This is a genomic window from Streptomyces sp. TM32 (genome assembly GCF_004122755.1).
In the GTDB taxonomy this organism is placed as follows: domain Bacteria; phylum Actinomycetota; class Actinomycetes; order Streptomycetales; family Streptomycetaceae; genus Streptomyces; species Streptomyces sioyaensis.
Genome location: NZ_SDIG01000102.1, coordinates 1 through 23,006, shown reverse-complemented (window position 1 = coordinate 23,006; position 23,006 = coordinate 1). Strand labels below are relative to the sequence as shown.

Here is a 23,006-nt window from a genome sequence, read left to right as displayed (position 1 = left end):
CAAAGCGCAGCGTCACGGCGGGAAAGCCAAATACGTGGGAAGCAAACCCATAGCTAGACTCGTCCCCCGTGGATACGACCCTTCAGGACCCGCTCGTGGGCCAGCTGCTCGACGGCCGTTACCGCGTCCAGGCGCGCATCGCCGCCGGGGGGATGGCCACGGTCTACCAGGCCATGGACACCCGGCTGGACCGTCTGCTCGCCCTGAAGGTGATGCACCCGAGTCTGGCCACGGACAGGGCGTTCGTCGACCGCTTCATCCGCGAGGCGAAGTCCGTGGCGCGGCTGTCGCACCCCAATGTGGTGGGCGTCTTCGATCAGGGCACGGACGGTACCTACGTCTATCTGGCGATGGAGTACGTCGCCGGCTGCACGCTGCGCGATGTGCTGCGCGAACGGGGCGCCCTGCAGCCGCGGGCCGCGCTGGACATCCTGGAGCCGATCCTGGCCGCGCTGGGGGCCGCGCACCGCGCCGGCCTGGTGCACCGCGACATGAAGCCGGAGAACGTCCTGATCGGCGACGACGGCCGGGTCAAGGTCGCCGACTTCGGGCTGGTGCGCGCGGTCGACACGCACACCACCGCCTCGACCGGCTCCGTCCTGGGGACGGTCTCCTATCTCGCGCCCGAGCAGATGGAGCACGGCACCGCGGACGCCCGGGTCGATGTCTACGCCTGCGGTGTGGTGCTCTACGAGATGCTGACCGGCACCAAGCCGCACACCGGCGGCTCCGTGGCGCAGGTCCTCTACCAGCATCTGCACGAGGACGTGCTGCCGCCGTCCGACCTGGTGCCGGGGCTCGCACCGCAGCTGGACGAGCTGATCGCGCTGGCCTGTGCCCGCGATCCGCAGCACCGCCCGCAGGACGCGGTGGCGCTGCTGGCCCGGGCGCAGGAGGCGAGGGCACAGCTGACCGACGCCCAGCTGGACGTCGTACCGCCGCAGGCCAAGGAGGTGCCGGCGGGCGGCGACGGCTCGGAGCGGACGGACGTGATACCCCGGCCGGCCGGCACGGCGCCGGGGGCGGACGGGGCGGAGCTGAACCGCACCAGCCGGCTGGAGGTGCCGCCGGAGGAGCGGACCACCCGGCTGCGGCCGGTGCCGGGCGCGACGGGTGCGCCGGACCGCCGCGGGCTGCCGCGGCGCCGGGGGCTGCTCACCGTCCTCGCGGCCGTGCTGCTGGTCCTCGGGGTGGGCGCGGGCGTCTGGTACATCAACTCCGGCCAGTTCACGACCGTGCCCGCGGTGCTGGACATGCCGCAGGCCAAGGCCGAGAAGACGCTGCGGGACGAGGGCCTGGGCGTGAAGGTGGTGCGCGGCTTCAGCGCGAACGTGGACCGCGGTCACGTCATGAAGACGGATCCGGCGACCGGCAAGCGGATCCGCGGCACCGACACGGTCACCCTCACCGTCTCCCGCGGCCCGGAGATCGTCACCGTGCCCGACCTGTCCGGCACCCCGGTCGCCGACGCCAAGCGGAAGCTGCGCGACCGCGGGCTGATCCCGGGCACCGAGGCGCGGGCGTTCAGCGACGAGGTGGCCAAGGGCTCGGTGATCCGTACGGACCCGGCCGCGGGCAGCAAGCGGCGGCCGGACACCGCGGTGGGGCTGACCATCAGCCGGGGCAGCGCGGTCCAGGTGCCGGGGGTGCTCGGCAGCAAGGGCGCGGACGCCGCGACCACGCTGCGCGAGGCCGGCTTCCAGGTGCGCTTCGCCGACCAGCCGGTCTTCTCCACGCAGGACAAGGGCACCGTCGCCCGGCAGACGCCGGCCGAGGGCGGGCGGCTCGGCAAGGGCGAGACGGTCACCCTGACGCTGTCCAAGGGCCCGGAGATGATCCCCGTCCCGGACGTGACCGGCAAGAACGTCGACGACGCCAAGAAGCAGCTGACCGACCTGGGCTTCCAGGTCGAGGTGGACAAGCCGTTCTTCTTCCCGCAGGACACGGTCGACTCCCAGTCCGTCGAGGCCGGCCAGAAGGCGCCGAAGGGCGGCACGATCACCATCAAGCTCAAGGGCGGGCTGTAGGCGGGCGGCTCCGCGGCCGTCCGGCGGACGGCGGCCGCGGGGCACCTGGCACCCTGAAGGGGTGAGAACTTCCCCCCAGGGCGCCGAGTTGCGCGCCCGTGCACGCAATCCCGTCGGCGGCCATGTTCCGGTGGCCGGCGGGCTGGCGAAGACCGGCCTTCCGTACGCCCGGGAGATGGGCGACGAGGTCGTCCAGGTCTTCGTGGCCAATCCGCGCGGCTGGGCGACGGCGCCCGGCAACCCGGAGCAGGACGAGGCGTTCCGGGCGGCCTGTGCCCAGGAGCGGATTCCCGTCTATGTCCACGCCCCGTATCTGATCAACTTCGGGTCGCACACCGAGGCGACGGTCGAGCGGTCCGTGCTGTCGCTGCGCCACTCGCTGCGCCGCGGCCGGGAGATCGGTGCGCTCGGGGTGGTCGTGCACACCGGCTCGGCGACCGGCGGGCGGCCGCGGGCGGCGGCGATGGCGCAGGTCAGGGAGCGTCTGCGGCCGTTGCTCGACGAGCTGACGCACCCGGACGACCCCTGGCTGCTGCTGGAGCCGACGGCCGGGCAGGGGGCGTCGCTGTGTGCCATGGCCGAGGATCTCGGCCCGTACTTCGACGCGCTGGACCGCCACCCCAGGCTGGGGGTCTGCCTCGACACCTGTCACGCGTTCGCGGCCGGGCACGACATGGCGGCGCCGGGCGGGACGAAGGCGCTGCTGGACGAGCTGGTGGAGGTCACCGGCGAGGGCCGGCTGAAGCTGATTCACGCCAACGACTCCAAGGACGTGGCCGGCGCCCACAAGGACAGGCACGAGAACATCGGCGCCGGTCACATCGGTGCGGGGCCGTTCGGTGAGCTGTTCACCCATCCCGCGACGGCCGGGGTCCCGCTGGTCGTCGAGACGCCCGGCGGCAAGGAAGGGCATGCGGCGGACGTGGCGCGGCTCAAGGAGCTGCGCGGGCGCTGACCGGGGCGGGCCGCCGCGACGGGGTCAGAGCTCGGGGCCGTCCCCGGGCTCTTCCTGGTACGAGTAGCGCTGCTCCCGCCACGGGTCACCGAGGTTGTGGTAGCCGCGCTCCTCCCAGAAGCCGCGGCGGTCGGCCCGCATGTATTCGATGCCGCGGACCCACTTGGGGCCTTTCCAGGCGTACAGATGCGGAACGATCAGGCGGACCGGAAAGCCGTGCTCCGCGGTGAGGAGTTCTCCCGAGTGGTGGGTGGCGAAGAGGCACTTCTCCCCGGCGAAATCCTCGATCCGCAGATTCGAGCTGAAGCCGTACTCGGCCCACACCATCACATGGGTGACATCGGGCGCGGGCGGTGCAAGATCAAGAATGGTGGTGGTGCGCACCCCGCCCCATTCGGCTCCCAGCATGCTGAATTTCGTCACGCAGTGCATATCGGCGACGACCGTGGTGTACGGCAGTGCCGTGAATTCCTCGTGTGACCAGCAGTGTTTCGCGCCGTCGGCGGTGGCGCCGAAAGCCCGGAACTCCCAGCGTTCGGGACGGAACTTGGGGACCGGCCCGTAATGGGTCACCGGCCAGCCCCGCTGCAGCCGCTGTCCCGGAGGGAGCGCAGGAGGCTCCTCTTCGCGGCTTTCCGGCTGACCCATGCCCTCCATGGTGTCAGACCGGAAGGGGTGCCGATGACCAGCGAGGGGAGGGATTGGGGCAACTCGTACTAAGCATGCACTTACTGGACGGCCCGCTCCGGGCGGTGCGAGGATGCGCGGCACCTGCCCAGTTCTCGCGTGGAAGGAGCCCGCAGCCATGCAGGGCGACCCTGAGGTCATCGAATTCCTCAACGAGCAGCTGACCGCCGAGCTGACCGCGATCAACCAGTACTTCCTGCACGCCAAGATGCAGGAGAACTTCGGCTGGACGAAGCTCGCGAAGTACACCCGCTCCGAGTCCTTCGACGAGATGAAGCACGCGGAGATCCTGACGGACCGGATTCTCTTCCTCGAAGGTCTGCCGAATTACCAGCGGCTCTTCCATGTGCGGGTCGGCCAGACCGTCACCGAGATGTTCCAGGCCGACCGGCAGGTCGAGGTCGAGGCAATCGACCGGCTCAAGCGCGGAATCGAACTCATGCGCACCAAGGGCGACATCACCTCGGCGAATATCTTCGAGGACATCCTCGCGGACGAGGAGCACCACATCGACTATCTCGACACCCAGCTGGAACTGATCGAAAAGCTGGGCGAAGCGCTCTACATCGCGCAGCTCATCGAGCAGCCGAGCTGAGCGCGAGCGGGTCGATGCGCCTTCGCGGCCACCGCCCGGGTAGCAGGGGAGGACCCCCCTCACCTCTGAGGGTCACGCGACCCCTCACGGCTACGCGGCCTCCGAGAGCGCCACGGGCTCCACTGCGCCCGCCGCCGCGGCCAGCGGCTCGGACACGCCGCCCAGCGGCTCGGACGCGCCGTTCTCAATGAGCTCCCGGCGGGGGCAGGAGCCCCGGCCGAGCAGGGCCTGGATGCGGCGTACGCAGTTGCCGCAGTCGGTGCCGGCCTTGCAGGCGGAGGCGATCTGGCGGGGCGTGCAGGCGCCGGTGTCCGCGTGGTCGCGGACCTGCTGCTCGGTGATCCCGAAGCAAGAGCAGACGTACACGCGGATGTCACCTCCGTAAGGAACCTCATCGATCCGGCTGATCTTGAGTGAGGTTACCCTTACCTTACCTGGCACCGCGGGGGCTGTACAACGCGATGGGGCGCGGATCACAGGATCCGCGCCCCATCGTCTGTTGTCCCTGACCGTCAGTGCAGGTCAGCTGCCCACCGGCTCACTGGTCGCGGTACATCTCCGCCACCAGGAACGCCAGGTCGAGCGACTGGCTGCGGTTGAGCCGCGGGTCGCAGGCGGTCTCGTAGCGCTGGTGGAGGTCGTCGACGAAGATCTCGTCGCCGCCGCCCACGCACTCGGTGACGTCGTCACCGGTCAGCTCGACGTGGATGCCGCCCGGGTGCGTGCCGAGGCTCTTGTGGACCTCGAAGAAGCCCTTGACCTCGTCCAGCACATCGTCGAAGCGCCGGGTCTTGTGACCGGAGGCCGCCTCGAAGGTGTTGCCGTGCATCGGGTCGCAGATCCAGGCGACCTGGGCGCCGGAGGCGGTGACCTTCTCGACCAGCTCGGGGAGCCGGTCGCGGACCTTGTCCGCTCCCATGCGGGTGATGAAGGTCAGCCGGCCCGGCTCACGCTCCGGGTCGAGCCGCTCGATCAGCGTCAGCGCGTCCTCGGGCGTCGTCGTCGGGCCGAGCTTGACGCCGATGGGGTTGCGCACCCGCGCGGCGAACTCGATGTGCGCACCGTCGAGCTGACGGGTGCGCTCGCCGATCCAGAGCATGTGCCCGGAGACGTCGTAGAGGTGGCTGGTGCGCGAGTCGACCCGGGTCAGCGCCGACTCGTAGTCGAGGACCAGCGCCTCGTGGGAGGCGTAGAACTCGACGGTGCGGAACTCCTCCGGATCCACCCCGCAGGCGTTCATGAAGTTCATCGCGCGGTCGATCTCGCGGGCCAGCGCCTCGTAGCGCTGGCCGGAGGGCGAGGACTTCACGAAGTCCTGGTTCCAGGCGTGCACCTGGCGCAGGTCGGCGTAGCCGCCGGTGGTGAAGGCGCGCACGAGGTTCAGGGTCGCCGCGGAGGCGTGGTACATCCGCTTGAGCCGCTGCGGGTCCGGGATGCGGGCCGCCTCGGTGAACTCGAAGCCGTTGACGGAGTCGCCGCGGTAGGTGGGCAGCGTCACGCCGTCGCGGGTCTCGGTGGGCTTGGAGCGCGGCTTGCTGTACTGGCCGGCGATCCGGCCGACCTTGACCACCGGGACGGACCCGGCGTAGGTCAGGACGGCGCCCATCTGCAGCAGCGTCTTGAGCTTGTTGCGGATGTGCTCGGCGGAGACGGCATCGAAGGCCTCCGCGCAGTCGCCGCCCTGCAGCAGGAACGCCTCACCACGGGCGACTGCTCCCAGGCGCTCGCGCAGCTGGTCGCACTCGCCCGCGAAGACGAGCGGCGGATAGGACTCGAGCTCCGCGATCACATCGCGCAGAGCCTCTTGGTCCGGCCAGTCAGGCTGCTGCGCCGCGGGCAGGTCTCGCCAGGTGTGTCCACCGGCGTGGGTTTCAGCGTTCACGGTCACACAGCCAACATTACGGGGTCCCGTCGAGCGTCCAGTACCCAGACCGGAGTGTGAGACGGCCGCACCGGCGGCGGCGCGGACGTCCGGTAGGGTGACCGGCATGCACGCGCATCCGGCCATGAACATGAACTGGTGGTGGACCGCTCATCCGGCGGCCCACTGATTTCGCGCGCATCCCACACTCCGCGAAGGCCGCCCGAGGGGCGGCCTTCAGCCTTTTCCGGCGGCCGTTCCCTCCCCTCCTGGAAGGAACCCCGCCATGCACCGCGAGCCCCCCGCCGCCACCGACGCCGCCGCCCTCGTCGGCCGGCTGCTCGACCCCGCCTGCCCGCCGTTCGCCCTGCTGCGCCGCCGCTCCCCCGGTCGGGACGGCAGCGCCGTCGAGGTGCTGACCGGCGAGGTCACCGAGGTCGAGCGGCTGGCCGACATCCCGCTGGGCGAGGGGGTGCCGGACGCGCCGGTGACCGACGCCCTCGCGCTGATCCCCTTCCGGCAGATCCGCGAGCGCGGCTTCCGGGCCCACGACGACGGCACCCCGCTGGCCGTGCTGCGGCCCCGGGAGAGCACCGAGGTGCCCCTGGACGAGCTGCTGGCGGCACTGCCCACGCATGATGTGCAGGTGGCGAACGGGGCGTTCGACGTGGACGACGACGCCTACGCCGAGATCGTCGGGCGCGTGGTACGGGACGAGATCGGCACCGGGGAGGGCGCGAACTTCGTGATCCGCCGGACGTTCCAGGGCGAGATCGCGGACTTCTCGGCGGCCGACGCGCTGGCGCTGTTCCGGCGGCTGCTGGCCGGTGAGCGCGGGGCGTACTGGACGTATGTGGTGCACCGCCCGGGGGTGCACACGCTGGTCGGCGCCAGCCCCGAGGTGCATGTGCGGATGTCGGGCGGCACGGTCGTGATGAACCCCATCAGCGGCACCTACCGCTACCCGCAGGACGGCCCGACCACCGAGAGCCTGCTGGCGTTCCTCGACGACCGCAAGGAGGCCGAGGAGCTGTCCATGGTGGTGGACGAGGAACTGAAGATGATGTGCACCGTGGGCGACAAGGGCGGGGTGGTCATCGGGCCCCGGCTCAAGGAGATGGCGCACCTGGCGCACACCGAGTACGAGTTGCGCGGCCGGTCCACCCTCGATGTGCGCGAGGTGCTCAAGGAGACGATGTTCGCGGCGACGGTCACCGGGTCGCCGGTGCAGAACGCCTGCCGGGTCATCGAGCGGCACGAGCCGGTGGGCGGTGACGGGCGGGGCCGCGGCTACTACGCGGGCGCGCTGGCGCTGATCGGGCGGGCCCCGGGCGGCGGGCCGCAGGAGGGCGCCGGCACCCGGACGCTGGACTCGCCGATCCTGATCCGTACCGCCGACATCTCCGCCGCCGGGCGGCTGCGGGTGCCGGTCGGCGCCACGCTGGTGCGCGCCTCCGACCCGTACAGCGAGGTCGCCGAGACGCACGCCAAGGCGGCGGGGGTGCTGAGTGCGCTGGGGGTGCGGCCCGCGCCCGCGCGGCCCGCGGACGGCAGCCGCCCGCCGCGGCTGGCCGACGACCCGCGGGTGCGGGCCGCGCTGGACGCCCGCCGGGCCGGCCTGGCCCCCTTCTGGCTGCGGATGCAGACCACCGCGCCGGTCGCCGAGCTGAGCGGTCGGGCCCTGGTCATCGACGCGGAGGACACCTTCACCGCGATGCTCGCGCATCTGCTGCGCACCTCGGGCCTGGAGGTCATCGTGCGGCGCTTCGACGAGCCGGGGCTGCGCGAGGCCGCCCGGGCGCACCGGGGCCCGGTCGTGCTGGGCCCGGGACCGGGCGATCCGTCCGATGCCGCCGACCCGAAGATGCGCTTTCTGCGGTCGCTGACCGCGGAGCTGGTGGCGGAGCACCGACACGGGATCCTGGGCGTGTGTCTGGGGCACGAACTGCTCGCCGCGGAGCTGGGGTTGGAGATCGTCCGCAAGGAGATGCCCTTCCAGGGCGCGCAGGAGCGGATCGACTTCTTCGGCCGCCAGGAAACGGTGGGCTTCTACAACACCTTCACGGCCCGCTGCGACGACACCACGGCGACCGAACTCGCCATGCACCGCGTCGAGTTGAGCCGGGACGCGGACACCGGCGAGGTGCATGCGCTGCGCGGTCCGGGCTTTGCGGGGGTGCAGTTCCACCCCGAGTCGGTGCTGACCCTGGACGGTGCGTCGATCACCGCACAGCTGCTGGCAGCTGTCCTCGTGTGACCAGCATGTTCGCGTTGGTGCGGTGGGCCAGATAGTCCTCGACGTTGGCCACGGTGGTCTCGACGATCTGGTCCACCGCCTCCTGTGTGAAGTACGCCTGGTGCGAGGTGACCAGCACGTTCGAGAAGGTCATCAGGCGGGCGAGGGTGTCGTCGCCGATGACGTCCAGGGACTTGTCGGCGTAGAAGTACGCGCCCTCCTCCTCGTAGACGTCCAGGCCGACGCCGGTGAGCCGGCCGGTCTTGAGCGTGTCGACGAGGGCCACGGTGTCGACGAGCCCGCCGCGGCTGGAGTTGATCAGGATCGCGTCGTCCTTCATCGCGGCCAGCGCCTTGGCGTCGATGAGGTGCCGGGTTTCCGCCACCAGGGGGACGTGCAGGGTGATCAGATCCGCCTCGGCGAACAGCCGCTCCCGGGTGACGTACGCCATGCCCAGGTCGAGGCAGCGCGGGTTCTCGGCGAGGTCCCAGCCCAGCAGGCGCATCCCGAAGCCGTGGGCGATCTCGGTGAACGCCTCGCCGATCCGGCCGGTGCCGAGCACTCCCGCCGTCCGTCCGCGCAGATCCCGGCCCATCAGGCCGGCCAGCCGGAAGTCGAAGTTACGGGTGCGGTGGCTGGCCATGACGATCCGCCGGTTGACCGCCAGCGCGAGCCCCCAGGCGAATTCGGCGACCGCGTACGGCGAGTAACGGCAGACCCGGCCGACGCTCATCCCGAGGTCGGCCGCGGCCTGCAGGTCGATGTTGTTGAAGCCCGTGGCGCGCTGGGCGATCATCTTCGTCCCGCCGGCCGCGAGGGTCTGCAGCACGTCCGCGCCCAGGTCGGCGGTGACGCCCGCGCTGACGATCTCGTAACCGTGGGCGATGGGAGCGGTGTCGCGGTTGAGGGCGACATCCAGGCTGCGGACCTGGTGGCGGCCGGCGAAGGCCTTCTCCAGGATCGGCCGCTCATCCGCCTGCACACCGAAGGCGACGATCTCCACTGAGTTCTCCCGGGTTCGTACGCCGGCTGGATTCCTCCCGCCCATGGGCAAGAGGCCGGATATGTCGCGTACGGCGAATATACGACCCACTACGGCGCTTCGCCCGGTGGTACGCCCGGGGCGGGGCGGGCGGCGGCCCCGGGCCGGACGGGGGCGACCCAGGGCAGGACAGGCGGCCCGGTTCAGCCGAAGAACACTCCGGCCTCTGCGTAGAGCGCCGGATCGACGGTCTTCAGCCGGGCGGTCGCCTCCGCGATCGGCACCCGGACGATGTCCGTACCGCGCAGCGCGACCATCTTGCCGAAGTCGCCGTCCTGTACCGCGTCGATCGCGTGCAGCCCGAAGCGCGTGGCCAGCCAGCGGTCGAAGGCGCTGGGGGTGCCGCCGCGCTGGGTGTGCCCGAGGACGGTGGTACGGGCCTCCTTGCCGGTCCGTGACTCGATCTCCTTGGCCAGCCACTCCCCCACGCCCGAGAGCCGGACATGCCCGAAGGAGTCGGTGGAGTCGTCCTTGAGCACCATCTGGCCGTCCTTGGGCATCGCGCCCTCGGCGACGACCACGATCGGGGCGTAGCGGACCTTGAAGCGGGACTCGATCCACCGGCAGACCTGCTCGATGTCGAAGCGCTGCTCCGGGATCAGGATGACGTTCGCCCCGCCGGCGAGGCCTGAGTGCAGCGCGATCCAGCCGGCGTGCCGGCCCATCACCTCGACGACCAGGACCCGCATATGGGATTCGGCGGTGGTGTGCAGCCGGTCGATGGCTTCGGTGGCGACGCCGACGGCGGTGTCGAAGCCGAAGGTGTAGTCCGTGGCCGACAGGTCGTTGTCGATGGTCTTGGGGACGCCGACGCAGGGGACCCCGTGCTCCTCGAAGAGCCGGGCGGCGACGCCGAGGGTGTCCTCGCCGCCGATCGCGATCAGGGCCTCGACCTCCTCCTTGGCGAGCGTCTCCCGGATCCGGCGCACGCCGTCGTTCTGCTTGAAGGGGTTGGTCCGCGAGGAACCGAGGACCGTGCCGCCGCGGGGCAGGATGCCGCGCACCGCCGGGATGTCCAGCGGGACCGTGTCATCCTCCAGCGGCCCGCGCCAGCCGTCCCGGAAGCCGACGAACTCGTATCCGTACTCCTGGGTGCCCTTGCGGACGATGCCCCTGATCACCGCGTTCAGACCGGGGCAGTCGCCGCCGCCGGTCAGTACTCCGACCCGCATCGCTGCTTCACCTACATCCCGTCAGTGGCCGCGCACGGCCGTCTTCGATCCGACCCCGGTCACGCTAATGGTGATCTGGGTCACTCAGGAATGCGGCAAACGGTGACGCCGGTGATTCAGCAGGCAGTTGACGGCGGCGTTCACCCGTACGAGCGGCTCCCTCCGGGTGGCGGCCGGTCCGGCCGGTGTCCCGCACCGGTCAGACCTCGTCGAGGCCGCGCTCGATGGCGTAGCGCACCAGCTCCACGCGGTTGTGCAGCTGAAGCTTGCCGAGGGTGTTCTGGACGTGGTTCTGCACCGTGCGGTGCGAGATGACCAGCCGCTCGGCGATCTGCTTGTACGAGAGCCCCTTGGCGACCAGGCGCAGCACCTCGGTCTCCCGGTCCGTCAGCTGCGGTGCGCCCGGCTCGTCCGGCGTCGCCGGGGCCGGTTCGGTCGCCAGCCGGCGGTACTCGCCCAGCACCAGACCGGCCAGGCCCGGGGTGAACACCGCGTCGCCGGCGGCCGTGCGCCGCACCGCGTCCAGCAGCTCCTGGGTGCTCGCCGACTTCAGCAGATAGCCCGTCGCCCCGGACTTGACCGCCTCCAGCACATCGGCGTGCTCACCGCTCGCGGACAGCACCAGCACCCGCAGCGCCGGACGGGCGCCGACCAGCTGCTTGCACACCTGCACGCCGGGCAGCCCCGGCAGATTGAGGTCCAGGACCAGCACGTCGGGCGCCGCGGCCTGCGCCCTGCGCACCGCCTGGAGGCCGTCCCCGGCCGTCGCCACGACCTCGAACCCGGCCTCCGCCAGATCCCGGGCGACCGCGTCGCGCCACATCGGGTGGTCGTCGACCACCATGACCTTCAGCGCCGGCTGCTCGTTCACGTGCCTGCCTTCCCCCGCCGTGTGCCCTCGGACGCACCGGACGCGCCCTTCTTGGGGACCGTCAATTCCACTTCCGTGCCCTGGCCGGGGACCGAGACCCACTGGGCGCTGCCGCCCAGATCCCGCAGCCGGCCGCGGATCGACAGGGCCACCCCCAGCCGGCCCTCCCGCTCGGCGTCGGCGAGCCGGCCCTCGGGAATGCCGGGGCCGTCGTCGCGGACGGTCACCAGCACCGCGTCCGGTTCGTCCTCCACCAGGATCCATGCGTGGGCACCGTCCCCCGCATGCACCCGGACATTGTCCAACGCGGCACTGACAGCGGCCGCGAGCTCGGCCGCCGCGGCGGCCGGCAGCTCCACCGGGGCGCCGGGCTCGGAGAACGTGACACCGGCGCGCGCGAACGGGGCGAGCAGCGCCCGCACATCGCACGGCCCGCGGCCGGACGCCGCCGGTCCGGCCGCGACGGGTGCCGCGAGGTCGTCCGGTACGCCGTCACCGCCCTGGTGCGGCACCCCGGGCGCCGTGCCGGGCCGGCCGCCGTGCGGCGGCAGCAGCCCGCCGGCGACCAACGTCCGCAGCGCGACCTCCTGTTCACCGGCCATCCGGCCGAGTTCGGCCGCCTCGCCGCCGATCGTGGCACCGCGCCGCTGCACCATGGCCAGCACCTGCAGCACGCTGTCGTGGATGTCGCGGGCCAGCCGCTCCCGCTCGCGGGTGGCCGCCTCGATCTGCAGGGCGCGCGCAAGGGTGCGCTCACTGGAGCGGGCCACCTCGACGACGTAGCCGATGCCGACGCTGGCCACCCACACCAGCACCACGTTGTGGACGGTGTCGCGGGCCAGCTCCTGGCGCTCGACCAGATTGGCCACCGCCACGACGGTGGAGGCCACCGCGGCCCACCGCCAGCCGCCCTTGATCGCGAAGCCGAGGACGGCACCCGCCGTCCAGATGGACGGCAGCGTCGGCGCGCCGCCCATGATGCGGAGGTGGGTGTCGGCTGCCAGCGTGAGCAGGATCCCGCCGACCGCGACGCCGAGGTCGGCGGCCAGGAACTGCCGGGTGCAGCGCTCCCGTGACGTGGTACGCCGCCAGGTCAGCGCCATCCACACGGTCAGCACGCCCATGTACGCGACGGCGACCAGCGGATGGGAGTAATGCCGGTAGGAGAGCGCGATCAGGCACAGGGCGTAGAAGAGGGTGAGGATCCGGTAGCCGGTGAGCGCCCGCCACAGCGGGAGTTCGACGGACATCCGCAGCGCCTTCGGGGGGCGCTTGCCATGGCGCCGGGCGGCCATGGCGCCGCGCACCGCCGCTGTGCCCCTGTCCGTGTCGGTCTCCGTCATCGCCGTCCCCCTCGCCGGGCACTCACACCCGGTCTCGGCCCTGCCCGTCTATTCGGCGGCCGCCTTCTTGGCCTGCTCCGCCTCGGCCTTCTTCTGCGCCTCCGCCGCCTTCGCCGCGTCGGCGATCTGCCGCTTGGCCGCGGTCGCGTAGATGTCGACGTACTCCTGGCCGGACAGCTTCATGATCTCGTACATGACCTCGTCGGTGACCGACCGGAGGATGAAGCGGTCGCCCTCCATGCCCTGGTAGCGGGTGAAGTCGAGCGGCTTGCCGATACGGATGCCCGGCCGGATCATCTTGGGCACGATCTTGCCCGGCGGCTGCACCTTCTCGGTGTCGATCATCGCCACGGGGATCACCGGCGCCCCGGTGGCCAGTGCGACCCGCGCCAGACCGCCCGGCTTGCCGCGGTAGAGCCGGCCGTCCGGGGAGCGGGTGCCCTCCGGGTAGATGCCGAAGAGCTCACCGCGTTCCAGCACCTCGATGCCGCTCTTGATCGCCGCCTCGCCCGCGCCGCGTCCGCCCGAGCGGTCGACCGGCAGCTGGCCGACGCCCTTGAAGAACGCGGCGGTCAGCTTGCCCTTCACGCCCGGCGAGGTGAAGTACTCCGCCTTGGCGATGAAGGTGACCTTCCGGTCGAGCACCGCGGGCAGGAAGAAGGAGTCCGAGAAGGACAGGTGGTTGCTCGCGAGGATCGCCGGACCCTCGGCGGGAATGTTCTCGATGCCTTCCACCCAGGGCCTGAAGGCAAGCTTCAGTGACCCGCCGATGGAAAACTTCATTGCGCCGTAGATCAACCGACTGCCTCCTGTGTGTGACGCAAAGACCTTAACCTGCCGCGGTCGTCCCCTCGCGTCGTGCCCGTCGCCGGACCTACCCGCCCGCCGTCACTCCGCGTACCCTGAGGTAACTCGCCAGGCCCCCTCATCGATCGGAGTCCCCCGGTGCCGCTCCTTCCCGGAGCCGAGCCGTTCCGCCGTGACGGCGGAGAGGTCGGCGTCCTTGTGTGCCACGGCTTCACCGGCTCCCCCCAGTCCGTACGCCCCTGGGCCGAGCATCTGGCCGACCAGGGGTTCACGGTCAGCCTGCCGCTGCTGCCCGGTCACGGCACCCGCTGGCAGGACCTGCAGATCACGACCTGGCAGGACTGGTACGCCGAGGTCGACCGCGAACTGCGGGCGCTGACCGAGCACTGCACCACCGTCTTCGTCTGCGGCCTGTCGATGGGCGCCGCGCTGGCGCTGCGGCTGGCCGCCAAACACGGCGACGCGATCAGCGGGGTGGCCGTGGTCAACCCCGGCAACAAGATCCATGACGCGGCCGCGCCGCTGCTGCCGGTGCTGCGCCACCTCGTACGGACGACCAAGGGGATCACCAGCGACATCGCCAAGCCCGGCATCAAGGAGGTCGGCTACGACCGGGTGCCGCTGGACGCGGCGTATTCGCTGCGCCGGTTCTTCCAGCAGGTCGACTCCGAACTCCCGCGTGTCACCCAGCCGTTGCTGGTGATGACCAGCCCGCAGGACCACGTCGTCCCGCCGGTGGACTCCGAACGCATCCTGAGCCGGGTCTCCTCGACCGATGTCCGCCAGAAGCTGCTGGAGCGCAGCTACCACGTCGCGACGCTCGACCACGACGCGGAGCAGATCTTCCGGGACACCGTCGACTTCATCACCCGGCTCGCTCCGCAGGCGCGGACGGGCACCGCGGGCACCGCCCAGGAGGGGGCGGCGGACCGTGGCGGAGCGTAGCCCCCGCGACCCCCGGGACCCGCTGGACGAAGAGGCCGCCTGGGCCGAGATCGTGGCGGGCTACGGCGAGCAGCCGGCGTTCCCCACCGAGGACGGCCCGCCGGCGCCCCCGGCCGCGGACGGCGACGGCGACAGCAGCAGCAAGGGTGAGACGCCCGCCAAGGACGAGGCGGACGCGTCGCAGGACGAGGCGGCCGGGAAGGACGGCACGGCCGCAGGCGGCACCGGGTCCGGGACCGGTTCCGGGGGCCCCCTGACCGGCGGCGGCTCGCGTCCCGGCAGCTTCGTGGTCTACGCGCCGGGGGTCGGCCCCCGCGACTGGAGCGCCGCCAAGGCGTCCGACGACGACTTCGACGACTCCGACGAGGGCCACTTCACCCCGCCCGAACCGCCCCCGCTGCCGCAGGCCGACGTCACCACCAAGTTCGCCTGGATCGCGGTGATCGGCGGCCCGCTGCTGCTGGTGGCCATGGTGCTCCTCCAGCAGCCGGTGACGTGGTGGATCACGGTTCTGGGCATCGGCGGCTTCCTCGGCGGGTTCGCCACCCTGGTGGCCCGGATGAAGAGCGACGACGAGGACGACGACGACCTGCCGGGCAGCGGCGCGGTGGTGTGAGTCAGCCCGTGGCCGGCACCCGCAGGGCGGCCAGCACGGGCAGATGGTCGGTGGCCGCCGTGAGGTCGTCCTCCCGTACCCCCGGCAGCCCGTGCGGCACCCCGCAGCCGAGGACCTCCACACCGTCGGTGGTGAAGATCGCGTCGATCCGCTGATGCGGGTCACGGGGCGTGGAGGTGAACTCCCCGCCCCACGGTCGGGCCGCCCAGGCGTCCGTGAGCGCCCCTGCCAGCCGGCGGAAGCTGCGGCCGTCCGGCCGGTCGTTGAGGTCGCCCCCGGCGACGGCGTACGGCACGTCCAGCGCGGCCAGCCGCTCCAGCAGCAGCCCGGCCTGCTCATAGCGCTCCCGGTCGGCGAGGCTGAGGTGGCAGCTGAGCACGCCGAGGCGGGCCCCGCCGATGCGGACCACGGCGGTGGCGAAACCGCGCCGGTGCAGTCCGGGGGTGCGCGGCAGCAGGATGTCCTCCGTGCGCTCCACGTGGGCGCGCAGGGTGGACAGGATCATCGGGCCCGCGGCCGTGGCGCCACCGGTGACGTGGACCAGACCGGCCGCCCGGGCCAGCTTCTCGGTGGTCTTGCGCCAGCGGAAGAACCGCGGCGCCTCCTGGATCAGTACGAGATCGGGGGCGCAGGCCCGGATGACCCTGGCCAGCGCCGCCCGGTCGTCGCGCATCGAGCGGATGTTGTAGCTGAGCACCCGGATCACGGCCGCACCGCTGTGCCCGCCGGTGCCGCCGCCGGTGGCCTCGCCGGGAGCGGGACCGGGCTCGGTACGGGACTCGGGGAGCGAGAGCAAGGCGGCTGGTCCTCTCACCGGGATCGTCACGCGGGCCAAGATAGAGCACCGCCCGCCGCACCCCTGGGGGACGCGACGGGCGGTGCCGTATGCAGCAGCGGGCGCTGACGGGCCCTCGGGCCTCTCAGCCCTGCCGCGCCAGGTCGGCCGCGCCGACCAGGCCGGCCTTGCCGCCGAGCTGGGCGGCGAGCACCTGGGCGTGCGGCCGGTACTGGTTGCCGACCAGCCAGCGGCGGAAGGACTTGCGGATCGGCCCCAGGACCAGTTCGCCCTCGTCGGAGACGCCGCCGCCGACGATGAAGGCGGACGGGTCGAAGAGCGAGGCGAGGTCGGCGAGGCCGGCGCCGGCCCAGCGGGCCAGCTCGCGGAAGGAGTCGATGGCCACCGGGTCGCCCTGGCGGGCGGCCTCGCTGACGTGCCGGCCCTCGATGCCCTCGGAGGTGCCGTCGCCGAGCGCCAGCAGGATCTGGGCGTTCTCGGGGGTGGCGAAGGCGCGCTGGCGGGCGTAGCGCAGCAGGGCGCGGCCGGAGGCGTACTGCTCCCAGCAGCCCTGGCTGCCGCAGCCGCAGAGCAGTCCGTCGGGCACCACCCGGATGTGGCCGAACTCGGCGGCGACGCCGAACCGGCCGCGGCGCAGCTTGTTGCCGATGATGATGCCGCCGCCCAGGCCGGTACCGAGGGTGATGCAGATGACGTCGCTGTGCCCCTGGCCGGCGCCGAACTTGTACTCGCCCCAGGCCGCGGCGTTGGCGTCGTTCTCGACCACCACGGGGAGGCCGACGCGCTGTTCGACCTTGTCCTTGAGCGGTTCGTGGCGCCAGTCGATGTTCGGTGCGAACAGGACCGTGGCCCGCTTCTCGTCGACGTAGCCGGCGGCGCCGATGCCGACGGCCTCGACGTGATGACCGGCTCCCACGGTGCGCACCGCCTCGGCGATGGCCTCGGTCAGCGCCTCGGTGGCATGCGGAGTCTGCACCGTGCACGTTTCAAGGATCGAGCCCTCTTCGTCGACCACGCCGGCCGCGATCTTCGTGCCGCCGATGTCGACGCCGATGGTGAGTCCCATGTGTCCCTCAGTTTTTCGCTCGAACCCCGCCGGGATCCACCGTACCGGAGGTAGGAGCGCCTGCCGCTCCCCTCAGGAGGTCGAAGTGAGGGGCACGCCCCCGTGCTCGGGGGCCACAGCGCTCAGTCGAGGTCGATCCGCTCGGTGCCGGCGGGGCCGTCGTCGTCGCGGGGGTCGTCGCCGCGGCGGCCGGCGGGACGGTCGTCGAGGTCGTCGCGGGTCCAGCGGCGCTCGCTGCCCTCGACGGCGGAGCGGTAGGCGGCGAGCAGCTCGGAGCCGGCCGCGGCGAGGTGGTCGAAGATGTCGGGGTTGCGCTCGATCACCGGCTCGACGGCGGCCCTGGCCTGCTTGAACAGCTGGTTGACGGCGCCCTGCGCGGCGATCCCGCCGAGCGCCCCGGGAAGCTGGATGCCGGCGAGCTTGTCGGTGACCGCCTCGGCGAGCTTGCGCAGCTCCTCGGCGGCGCTGCCCGGCTGCGGGCCGTGGGCGGCGCGGTGGCGGGCCTGCTCGGCCGCGAGGTCCTCGGCGCAGGCGGTCTGCCAGGCGTCGGCATCGGGCTCGGCCCTGCGGTCGGCGGGGCGCTCGGTGGCATCGCTCATGATGAACTCCGTGACTCCTGCGGCGAGGCAGTACGGCGAAGGGGTGCAAGACGGGCACGTCGGGGCGGGCCCCACCCTCGACGGTACCCGAACGGTGGTACCGCGTTCAGTCGCTCTTGGGCCACAGCCCGGGATCCGGGGTGAAGCGGATGTCCAGGACGCCGTCGCGCAGTCCGGCGCCGGAGACGGTGCAGCGGCGCAGCGCGGAGGGCAGCGTACGGATCCGGCGGAAGCGGCCCACGGTGACCACGATCTCGTCGCCGCGGCGCACCAGCCCCAGCCCCCGGCGTTCGGCGCCGGGCAGCGGCACCCGCCAGACGAGGATGCCGTCGGTGGCCAGCCGGTCCTCGACGGTCCACGGGTCGCGGCCGGGCCCCTCGCCCGGAGCGCTCCCGGCGATCTCGCCGGCCCCGCCGTCGAGCAACTCGTCGAGTGCGCCGACGCCCTGGGGGTCGCGGCCCAGATGCGGCACCTCGTGGACGGGGACGTCGGGGAACTCCTCGCGCAGCACCTTGAGGGCGGACTGCTGGCTGCCGGAGAGCGCGGCGAGGAAGGGGTCCGCGGAGCCGGTGGGCAGCAGCCGGTTGACGACCACGCCGTCGGTGCGCCGGCCGTGCAGGGCGAGTCCGGCGCGGATGCCGCGCAGCGTGGCGGCGGCGACCGGTCCGGCGTCGGTGACCAGGCGGACGGAGGTGCCGGGGTCGTCGATCGCGCGCTGGACGGCGGCGAGTTCGCTCTCCCAGCGCTCGGCGGCGTCGTACAGCTTCTGGGCCGGCATCGGGACGCCGGCGAGCTGGGCGAGCACCGGGCGCAGCGCGCGGGCGGCCTGTCGCTCGGGGGGCAGCAGCCGGCGCAGATAGCGGCGTACCTGGGCCGGCAGGGCGAGCAGCCGGACCGTTTCGGCGGCCGAGGGCATGTCGACGACGACCAAGTCCCAGTCGTCCGAGGCGTGTTCCGCGCGCAGCGCGTGCAGCAGCGCGAAGTCCTCACAGCCGGGGAGTTCGGTGAGTTCGTCCTCGTCGAGCGGGGCGGCGCCGAGCAGGTCGAGGGCGGCGCCCGCGCGCTCCTGGAACGCGAGGAACTCCTGGCGGAAGCGGTCACCGGGGTCGATGCGCCGGGCATGCAGGCCGGGCGCTATCGGGGTGGGCGCATCGGCGCCGAGGGGGACGCCCAGGACCGATTCCGGCGCACTGCTCTCGGTGGTGAGCAGCAGTGCCCGCGCGCCTCGCCGGGCGCCGGCCAGGGCGGTCGCGGCGGCGAGCGTGGTGCGGCCCGCGCCGCCGGGGCCCGTGACGAGGACGGTGCGCACGCTCAGCGCTTCTTGGCCTCGTCGGTGGCGCCGGCGCCGTCGGCGGGCCCGGCGGCGTGGTCGGCGGGGCCGCTCTCGACGCGCTTCTTCAGCCCGGCCAGCGCACGGTCGATGATGACCTTCTCGGCCTTGCGCTTGATCATCCCGAGCATGGGGATCTTGACGTCGACGGTCAGCTGGTACGTCACCTCGGTACGGGCGCCGCCGCTCAGCGCGGCCAGGCGGTAGGAGCCGTCGAGGGCGCGCAGCATCTGCGACTTGACCAGGGACCAGCTGACCTCGTTCTCGCCGGTCCAGGTGTAGGCGAGGGTGTGGTCGTCCTTGATCGCCCCGGCGTCCAGCAGCAGCCGCACCTGCGCGGCACGGCCGTGGTCGTCCTTGTCGAGGACCTCTGCCTCTTTGACCTCGCCGGTCCATTCCGGATAGCGGTCGAAGTCGGCGATCACTCCCATCACCTCGGCAGGTGCCGCCTCGATCGTGATGCTCGAGCTGGTGTGTTCGGCCATCGCCGTGACTCCTCCATGCCGATTCATGCCGGTCCGCCGGCGCTTCCCCGAGCTCTCAGCTCCGAGCGGGGCAGACCCCGATACGCGGTGTCTGTGCTGCTACCGGCTCTGAGGCTACCGCGCGGGAACCTGCGGGCCGACACCAGCAGGCGCGGCACGACGGGCCCGGTCGGCCACCGGCCACGCGCCGCGCCCGCGCCGGCCGAGCCGTTGCGGCCTCACCACTGGAGGACGTAGGGCGTGCCGGTCGCATTGAAGTGCCCGACATTGACGCATTCCGTGCCCTCGATCCGGACCCTCCGGGCCAGCGGCTGGTGCACATGGCCGAAGAGGGAGTAGCGGGGCCGGGTGGTGCGGATGGCCTGCAGCAGGGCCGCGCTGCCGCGCTCGAAGCGGCGGGCGACGGTGTCGTAGCAGAGCTCGGGGACATCGGGCGGGATGTGGGTGCACAGCACGTCCACCTCACCGACCGCCTCGATCTTGGCGGCGTACTCCTCGTCGCTGATTTCGTACGGGGTCCGCATGGGGCTGGTGAGGCCGCCGCCGACGAAGCCGAAGACCCGGCCACCGATCTCCACCCGCTGGCCGTCCAGGACGGTGGTGCCGGACCGGGCGTACTCGGGCCACAGGCGCGGGATGTCGACGTTGCCGTAGGTGGCGTACGTGGGCGTCGGGAAGGCGGCGAAGAGTTCGGCGTACTGCCGGCGGACCGCGCCCTCGATCACCGACTCGCGGCTGGCGCCCGCGGCGTCCAGTTCTCCCCACAGTCTGCGGCCGAGCGCGCGGGCCTCCTCGAAGCGGCGGGCGGTGCGCAGTTCGACCAGCGCGCCGGCGTTCGCGGCGCCGAAGAGGTCGGGGAAGATGCCGCGCGAATGGTCGGCGTAATCGAGGAAGAGGACCAGGTCACCGAGGCAGATCAGGGCATCGGCACCCTCTCCGGCCGCCGCCAGGTCCCGGCTGTTCCCGTGTACGTCACTGACCACATGCACGCGCATGCCGTCACCCTAGATCGGCCCGGGCAGGGCCGGGAGGGGGCGGGGGACCTGGGGTTACTTTCGGGTCACCGACCCGCTGGTCTACTCTGCGCGGAAGAGTCCCCATGGCGTGTCCCGCAGCATGTGACGCATCAAACATCTGGCCGTTCCCCCCTATCCCCACAGCAATACCCATGGGTAACGTCCGGGCAGTCCAATCTCCCCCCTGCATGATCATGGACCGCCGCCGGTGCAACACACAGCGTCGTGGCGCCGGCGCTTCTGAGGAGCAGCAGTCTTGCGCGAGTTCAGCCTTCCGGCCCTGTACGAGGTCCCCGCGGACGGCAATCTGACGGATCTTATCCGCCGAAATGCCGCGCAGCACCCGGATGTTGCCGTCATGGGACGCAAGGTGAACGGCGCATGGCAGGACGTCACTGCCGCCGCCTTCCTCGCCGAGGTCCGCGCCGCGGCCAAGGGGCTGATCGCCTCCGGAGTGCAGCCCGGCGACCGGGTCGGTCTGATGTCACGCACCCGCTACGAGTGGACGCTGCTGGACTTCGCCATCTGGAGTGCCGGTGCCGTCACCGTCCCGGTGTACGAGACCAGTTCGGCCGAACAGATCCAGTGGATCCTCGGCGACTCCGGCGCGGTGGCCTGCCTGGTGGAGTCCCCCACCCATGAGGCGACCGTCGAGTCGGTGCGCGACCGGCTGCCCGAGCTGGAGAACATCTGGCAGATCGAGCGGGACGCCATCGCCCGGCTGCAGGCCGCGGGCGCCGGCATCACCGATGACGAGGTCGAGGCGCGCAGCGCGCTGGCCGACGCCGATTCGCCGGCCACCATCGTCTACACCTCCGGCACCACCGGCCGCCCCAAGGGCTGTGTGCTCAGCCACCGCAGCTTCTTCGCGGAGTGCGGCAACATCGTCGAGCGGCTGCGCCCGCTGTTCCGTACCGGCGAGTCCTCGGTGCTGCTCTTCCTGCCCATCGCGCACGTCTTCGGCCGGCTGGTGCAGGTCGCCGCGGTGATGGCGCCCATCAAGCTGGGCCACGCCCCCGACATCAAGAACCTCACCGACGACCTCGCCTCCTTCCGGCCGAAGCTGGTGCTGGGCGTGCCGCGGGTCTTCGAGAAGGTCTACAACTCGGCGCGGGCCAAGGCGCAGGCCGACGGCAAGGGCAAGATCTTCGACAAGGCGGCGGACGTCGCGATCGCCTACAGCCGCGCGCTGGACGCCCCGGAGGGCCCGGCGTTCGGGCTGAAGCTGAAGTACAAGGTCTTCGACCGGCTCGTCTACGGCAAGCTGCGTGCCGTCCTCGGCGGCCGCGCCACCCACGCCATCTCCGGCGGCGCCCCGCTCGGTGACCGCCTCGGCCACTTCTACCGCGGCATCGGCTTCACCGTCCTGGAGGGCTACGGCCTGACGGAGTCCTGCGCGGCGACCGCCTTCAACCCCTGGGACCGGCAGAAGATCGGCAGCGTCGGCCAGCCGCTGCCCGGCTCGGTGGTACGGATCGCCGACGACGGCGAGGTCCTGCTGCACGGCGAGCACCTCTTCACCGAGTACTGGAACAACCCGTCGGCCACCAAGGAGGCGCTGTCCGACGGCTGGTTCCACACCGGCGACCTCGGCACCCTCGACGAGGACGGCTACCTCGCCATCACCGGCCGCAAGAAGGAAATCCTGGTCACCGCGGGCGGGAAGAACGTCGCCCCCGCCGTGATCGAGGACCGTATCCGGGCGCACGCGCTGATCGCCGAGTGCATGGTCGTCGGCGACGGCCGGCCGTTCATCGGCGCGCTGGTCACCCTCGACGAGGAGTTCCTGCCCCGCTGGGCCGAGGAGCACGGCCATCCTGCCGATGTGACGCCGTCCCAGGTCGCCGAGGACCCGGAGCTGCTGGCCGCCGTCCAGCGCGCGATCGACGACGGCAACGCGGCCGTCTCCAAGGCCGAGTCGGTGCGCAAGTTCCGTATTCTGCCGACCCAGTTCACCGAAGAATCGGGCCATGTCACCCCGTCGCTGAAGCTCAAGCGGAACGTGGTCGCGAAGGACTTCGCGGAGGAGATCGAGGCGATTTACCGGGGGTAGGGCGCCGCACGTTTTCGGCTTCCCCGCCATGGTGGTTGCGCGCCGTTTGTCGCCCGCTTCGCGGTCCGCCCGCCGTTGCGCTTTGCGGCGCCGCCGCACGTTGTCGGCTTTCCCGCCGTGGTGGTGTTTCGCCGTTGCGCTGTGCGGCGCGCCGTACGTTGTCGGCTTTCCCGCCGTGGGTGTTCTCGCCGTTGCGCCTGCGGCGGGCCGGGTGGTTGTTGGGTGCGGTGACGGGCCTCCGGGGCCTGTTGTGTGGACTGCTTCGCTTTACGTCCACACAACAGGCCCCTCCGGCCCGCCCCCTCCCGTGAGTGGAGTGAGTGACGGTGGGTGGGGGCGGGCCACGGATGGCCGTTTCGGTACGACCCCAAGGCGGCTAGGCGCACTCGACCAGCCACGTTCACCCCCACCGGCCTCTTCCCACCCTCCACAACGGGAGGGGACGGGCCGGAGCGGGTGGGTGTCCGGACGTAAAGCGAAGCAGTCCGGACACCCACCCGCGGA

Annotated in this window: 20 protein-coding genes and 1 pseudogene; 7 read left to right on the top strand and 14 right to left on the bottom strand. The window is 71.9% G+C overall.

What is annotated here, in order from left to right; genetic code table 11:
• Nucleotides 1-68: 68 nt before the first annotated feature.
• Together pknB and EST92_RS21160 are read left to right on the top strand one after the other, a co-directional pair.
• Entirely contained in the window at nt 69-2,027 is a 1,959-nt protein-coding gene (gene pknB / locus EST92_RS21165) for a Stk1 family PASTA domain-containing Ser/Thr kinase (protein WP_254068936.1), read from the top strand.
• Between the two features lie 61 nt (nt 2,028-2,088).
• Nucleotides 2,089-2,982: a deoxyribonuclease IV gene (locus EST92_RS21160; protein ID WP_244942590.1), complete on the top strand. Its 894-nt coding sequence runs from the start codon at nt 2,089-2,091 to the stop codon at nt 2,980-2,982.
• A 24-nt stretch (nt 2,983-3,006) separates the two neighbouring features.
• On the opposite strand, the gene EST92_RS21155 is transcribed toward EST92_RS21160, so the two are convergent.
• Nucleotides 3,007-3,639, bottom strand: coding sequence for a sulfite oxidase-like oxidoreductase (locus EST92_RS21155; RefSeq protein ID WP_129282431.1), 633 nt, complete (start codon nt 3,637-3,639; stop codon nt 3,007-3,009).
• 148 nt (nt 3,640-3,787) lie between these two features.
• On the opposite strand from EST92_RS21155, the gene bfr reads away from it, so the two are divergent.
• Nucleotides 3,788-4,264 carry a bacterioferritin gene (gene bfr / locus EST92_RS21150; RefSeq protein ID WP_129249550.1) on the top strand — a complete coding sequence of 159 codons (477 nt, stop codon included), beginning with the start codon at nt 3,788-3,790 and terminating at the stop codon, nt 4,262-4,264.
• A 90-nt stretch (nt 4,265-4,354) separates the two neighbouring features.
• Here bfr and EST92_RS21145 read toward each other — a convergent pair whose 3' ends face one another.
• Together EST92_RS21145 and EST92_RS21140 are read right to left on the bottom strand one after the other, a co-directional pair.
• Nucleotides 4,355-4,630 carry a (2Fe-2S)-binding protein gene (locus EST92_RS21145; RefSeq protein ID WP_129282430.1) on the bottom strand — a complete coding sequence of 92 codons (276 nt, stop codon included), beginning with the start codon at nt 4,628-4,630 and terminating at the stop codon, nt 4,355-4,357.
• A gap of 172 nt (nt 4,631-4,802) precedes the next feature.
• Entirely contained in the window at nt 4,803-6,152 is a 1,350-nt protein-coding gene (locus tag EST92_RS21140) for a 3-deoxy-7-phosphoheptulonate synthase class II (RefSeq protein ID WP_129282429.1), read from the bottom strand.
• A 259-nt stretch (nt 6,153-6,411) separates the two neighbouring features.
• Here EST92_RS21140 and EST92_RS21135 point away from each other — a divergent pair, with 259 nt between their 5' ends.
• Nucleotides 6,412-8,382 carry an anthranilate synthase family protein gene (locus EST92_RS21135; RefSeq protein ID WP_129282428.1) on the top strand — a complete coding sequence of 657 codons (1,971 nt, stop codon included), beginning with the start codon at nt 6,412-6,414 and terminating at the stop codon, nt 8,380-8,382.
• Here EST92_RS21135 and EST92_RS21130 read toward each other — a convergent pair.
• The 5 genes from EST92_RS21130 to EST92_RS21110 form a co-directional block, all read right to left on the bottom strand.
• Complete coding sequence (locus tag EST92_RS21130; protein WP_129282427.1) at nt 8,348-9,364, bottom strand: 2-hydroxyacid dehydrogenase; 1,017 nt, start codon at nt 9,362-9,364, stop codon at nt 8,348-8,350. The two genes, EST92_RS21135 and EST92_RS21130, sit on opposite strands and share 35 nt — an antisense overlap.
• Before the next feature lie 182 nt (nt 9,365-9,546).
• Nucleotides 9,547-10,575, bottom strand: a complete 1,029-nt coding sequence (locus EST92_RS21125) for a 6-phosphofructokinase (RefSeq protein WP_129282426.1) — start codon at nt 10,573-10,575, stop codon at nt 9,547-9,549.
• 199 nt (nt 10,576-10,774) lie between these two features.
• On the bottom strand, nt 10,775-11,446 hold the full coding sequence (locus EST92_RS21120) for a response regulator transcription factor (RefSeq protein WP_006606115.1): 672 nt from the start codon (nt 11,444-11,446) through the stop codon (nt 10,775-10,777).
• On the bottom strand, nt 11,443-12,696 hold the full coding sequence (locus EST92_RS21115; RefSeq protein ID WP_129282433.1) for a DUF5931 domain-containing protein: 1,254 nt from the start codon (nt 12,694-12,696) through the stop codon (nt 11,443-11,445). The genes EST92_RS21120 and EST92_RS21115 overlap by 4 nt, the downstream gene beginning before the upstream one ends.
• Before the next feature lie 141 nt (nt 12,697-12,837).
• Entirely contained in the window at nt 12,838-13,572 is a 735-nt protein-coding gene (locus EST92_RS21110; RefSeq protein ID WP_006606113.1) for a lysophospholipid acyltransferase family protein, read from the bottom strand.
• Between the two features lie 162 nt (nt 13,573-13,734).
• Here EST92_RS21110 and EST92_RS21105 point away from each other — a divergent pair, with 162 nt between their 5' ends.
• Entirely contained in the window at nt 13,735-14,541 is an 807-nt protein-coding gene (locus EST92_RS21105) for an alpha/beta fold hydrolase (protein WP_129282425.1), read from the top strand.
• Nucleotides 14,528-15,157, top strand: a complete 630-nt coding sequence (locus EST92_RS21100; protein ID WP_129282424.1) for a hypothetical protein — start codon at nt 14,528-14,530, stop codon at nt 15,155-15,157. The genes EST92_RS21105 and EST92_RS21100 overlap by 14 nt, the downstream gene beginning before the upstream one ends.
• A gap of 1 nt (nt 15,158) precedes the next feature.
• On the opposite strand, the gene EST92_RS21095 is transcribed toward EST92_RS21100, so the two are convergent.
• From EST92_RS21095 to EST92_RS21070, 6 genes are all read right to left on the bottom strand, one after another.
• Complete coding sequence (locus tag EST92_RS21095) at nt 15,159-15,863, bottom strand: endonuclease/exonuclease/phosphatase family protein (protein ID WP_129282432.1); 705 nt, start codon at nt 15,861-15,863, stop codon at nt 15,159-15,161.
• Nucleotides 15,864-16,077: 214 nt separating this feature from the next.
• Entirely contained in the window at nt 16,078-17,019 is a 942-nt protein-coding gene (locus EST92_RS21090; protein ID WP_093482763.1) for an ROK family glucokinase, read from the bottom strand.
• 122 nt (nt 17,020-17,141) lie between these two features.
• Nucleotides 17,142-17,618: a DUF5304 domain-containing protein gene (locus tag EST92_RS21085; RefSeq protein ID WP_129282423.1), complete on the bottom strand. Its 477-nt coding sequence runs from the start codon at nt 17,616-17,618 to the stop codon at nt 17,142-17,144.
• Between the two features lie 106 nt (nt 17,619-17,724).
• The gene (locus tag EST92_RS21080; protein ID WP_129282422.1) at nt 17,725-18,927 is read right to left on the bottom strand and encodes an ArsA-related P-loop ATPase; all 1,203 of its coding nucleotides are present in this window, start codon (nt 18,925-18,927) and stop codon (nt 17,725-17,727) included.
• A 2-nt stretch (nt 18,928-18,929) separates the two neighbouring features.
• Nucleotides 18,930-19,433, bottom strand: coding sequence for an SRPBCC family protein (locus EST92_RS21075; RefSeq protein WP_129282421.1), 504 nt, complete (start codon nt 19,431-19,433; stop codon nt 18,930-18,932).
• Nucleotides 19,434-19,651: 218 nt separating this feature from the next.
• Nucleotides 19,652-20,428 carry a metallophosphoesterase gene (locus EST92_RS21070; RefSeq protein WP_129282420.1) on the bottom strand — a complete coding sequence of 259 codons (777 nt, stop codon included), beginning with the start codon at nt 20,426-20,428 and terminating at the stop codon, nt 19,652-19,654.
• A 277-nt stretch (nt 20,429-20,705) separates the two neighbouring features.
• Here EST92_RS21070 and EST92_RS21065 point away from each other — a divergent pair.
• A pseudogene (locus tag EST92_RS21065) lies at nt 20,706-22,493 on the top strand (AMP-dependent synthetase/ligase); the annotation flags it as partial.
• Nucleotides 22,494-23,006 lie beyond the last annotated feature (513 nt).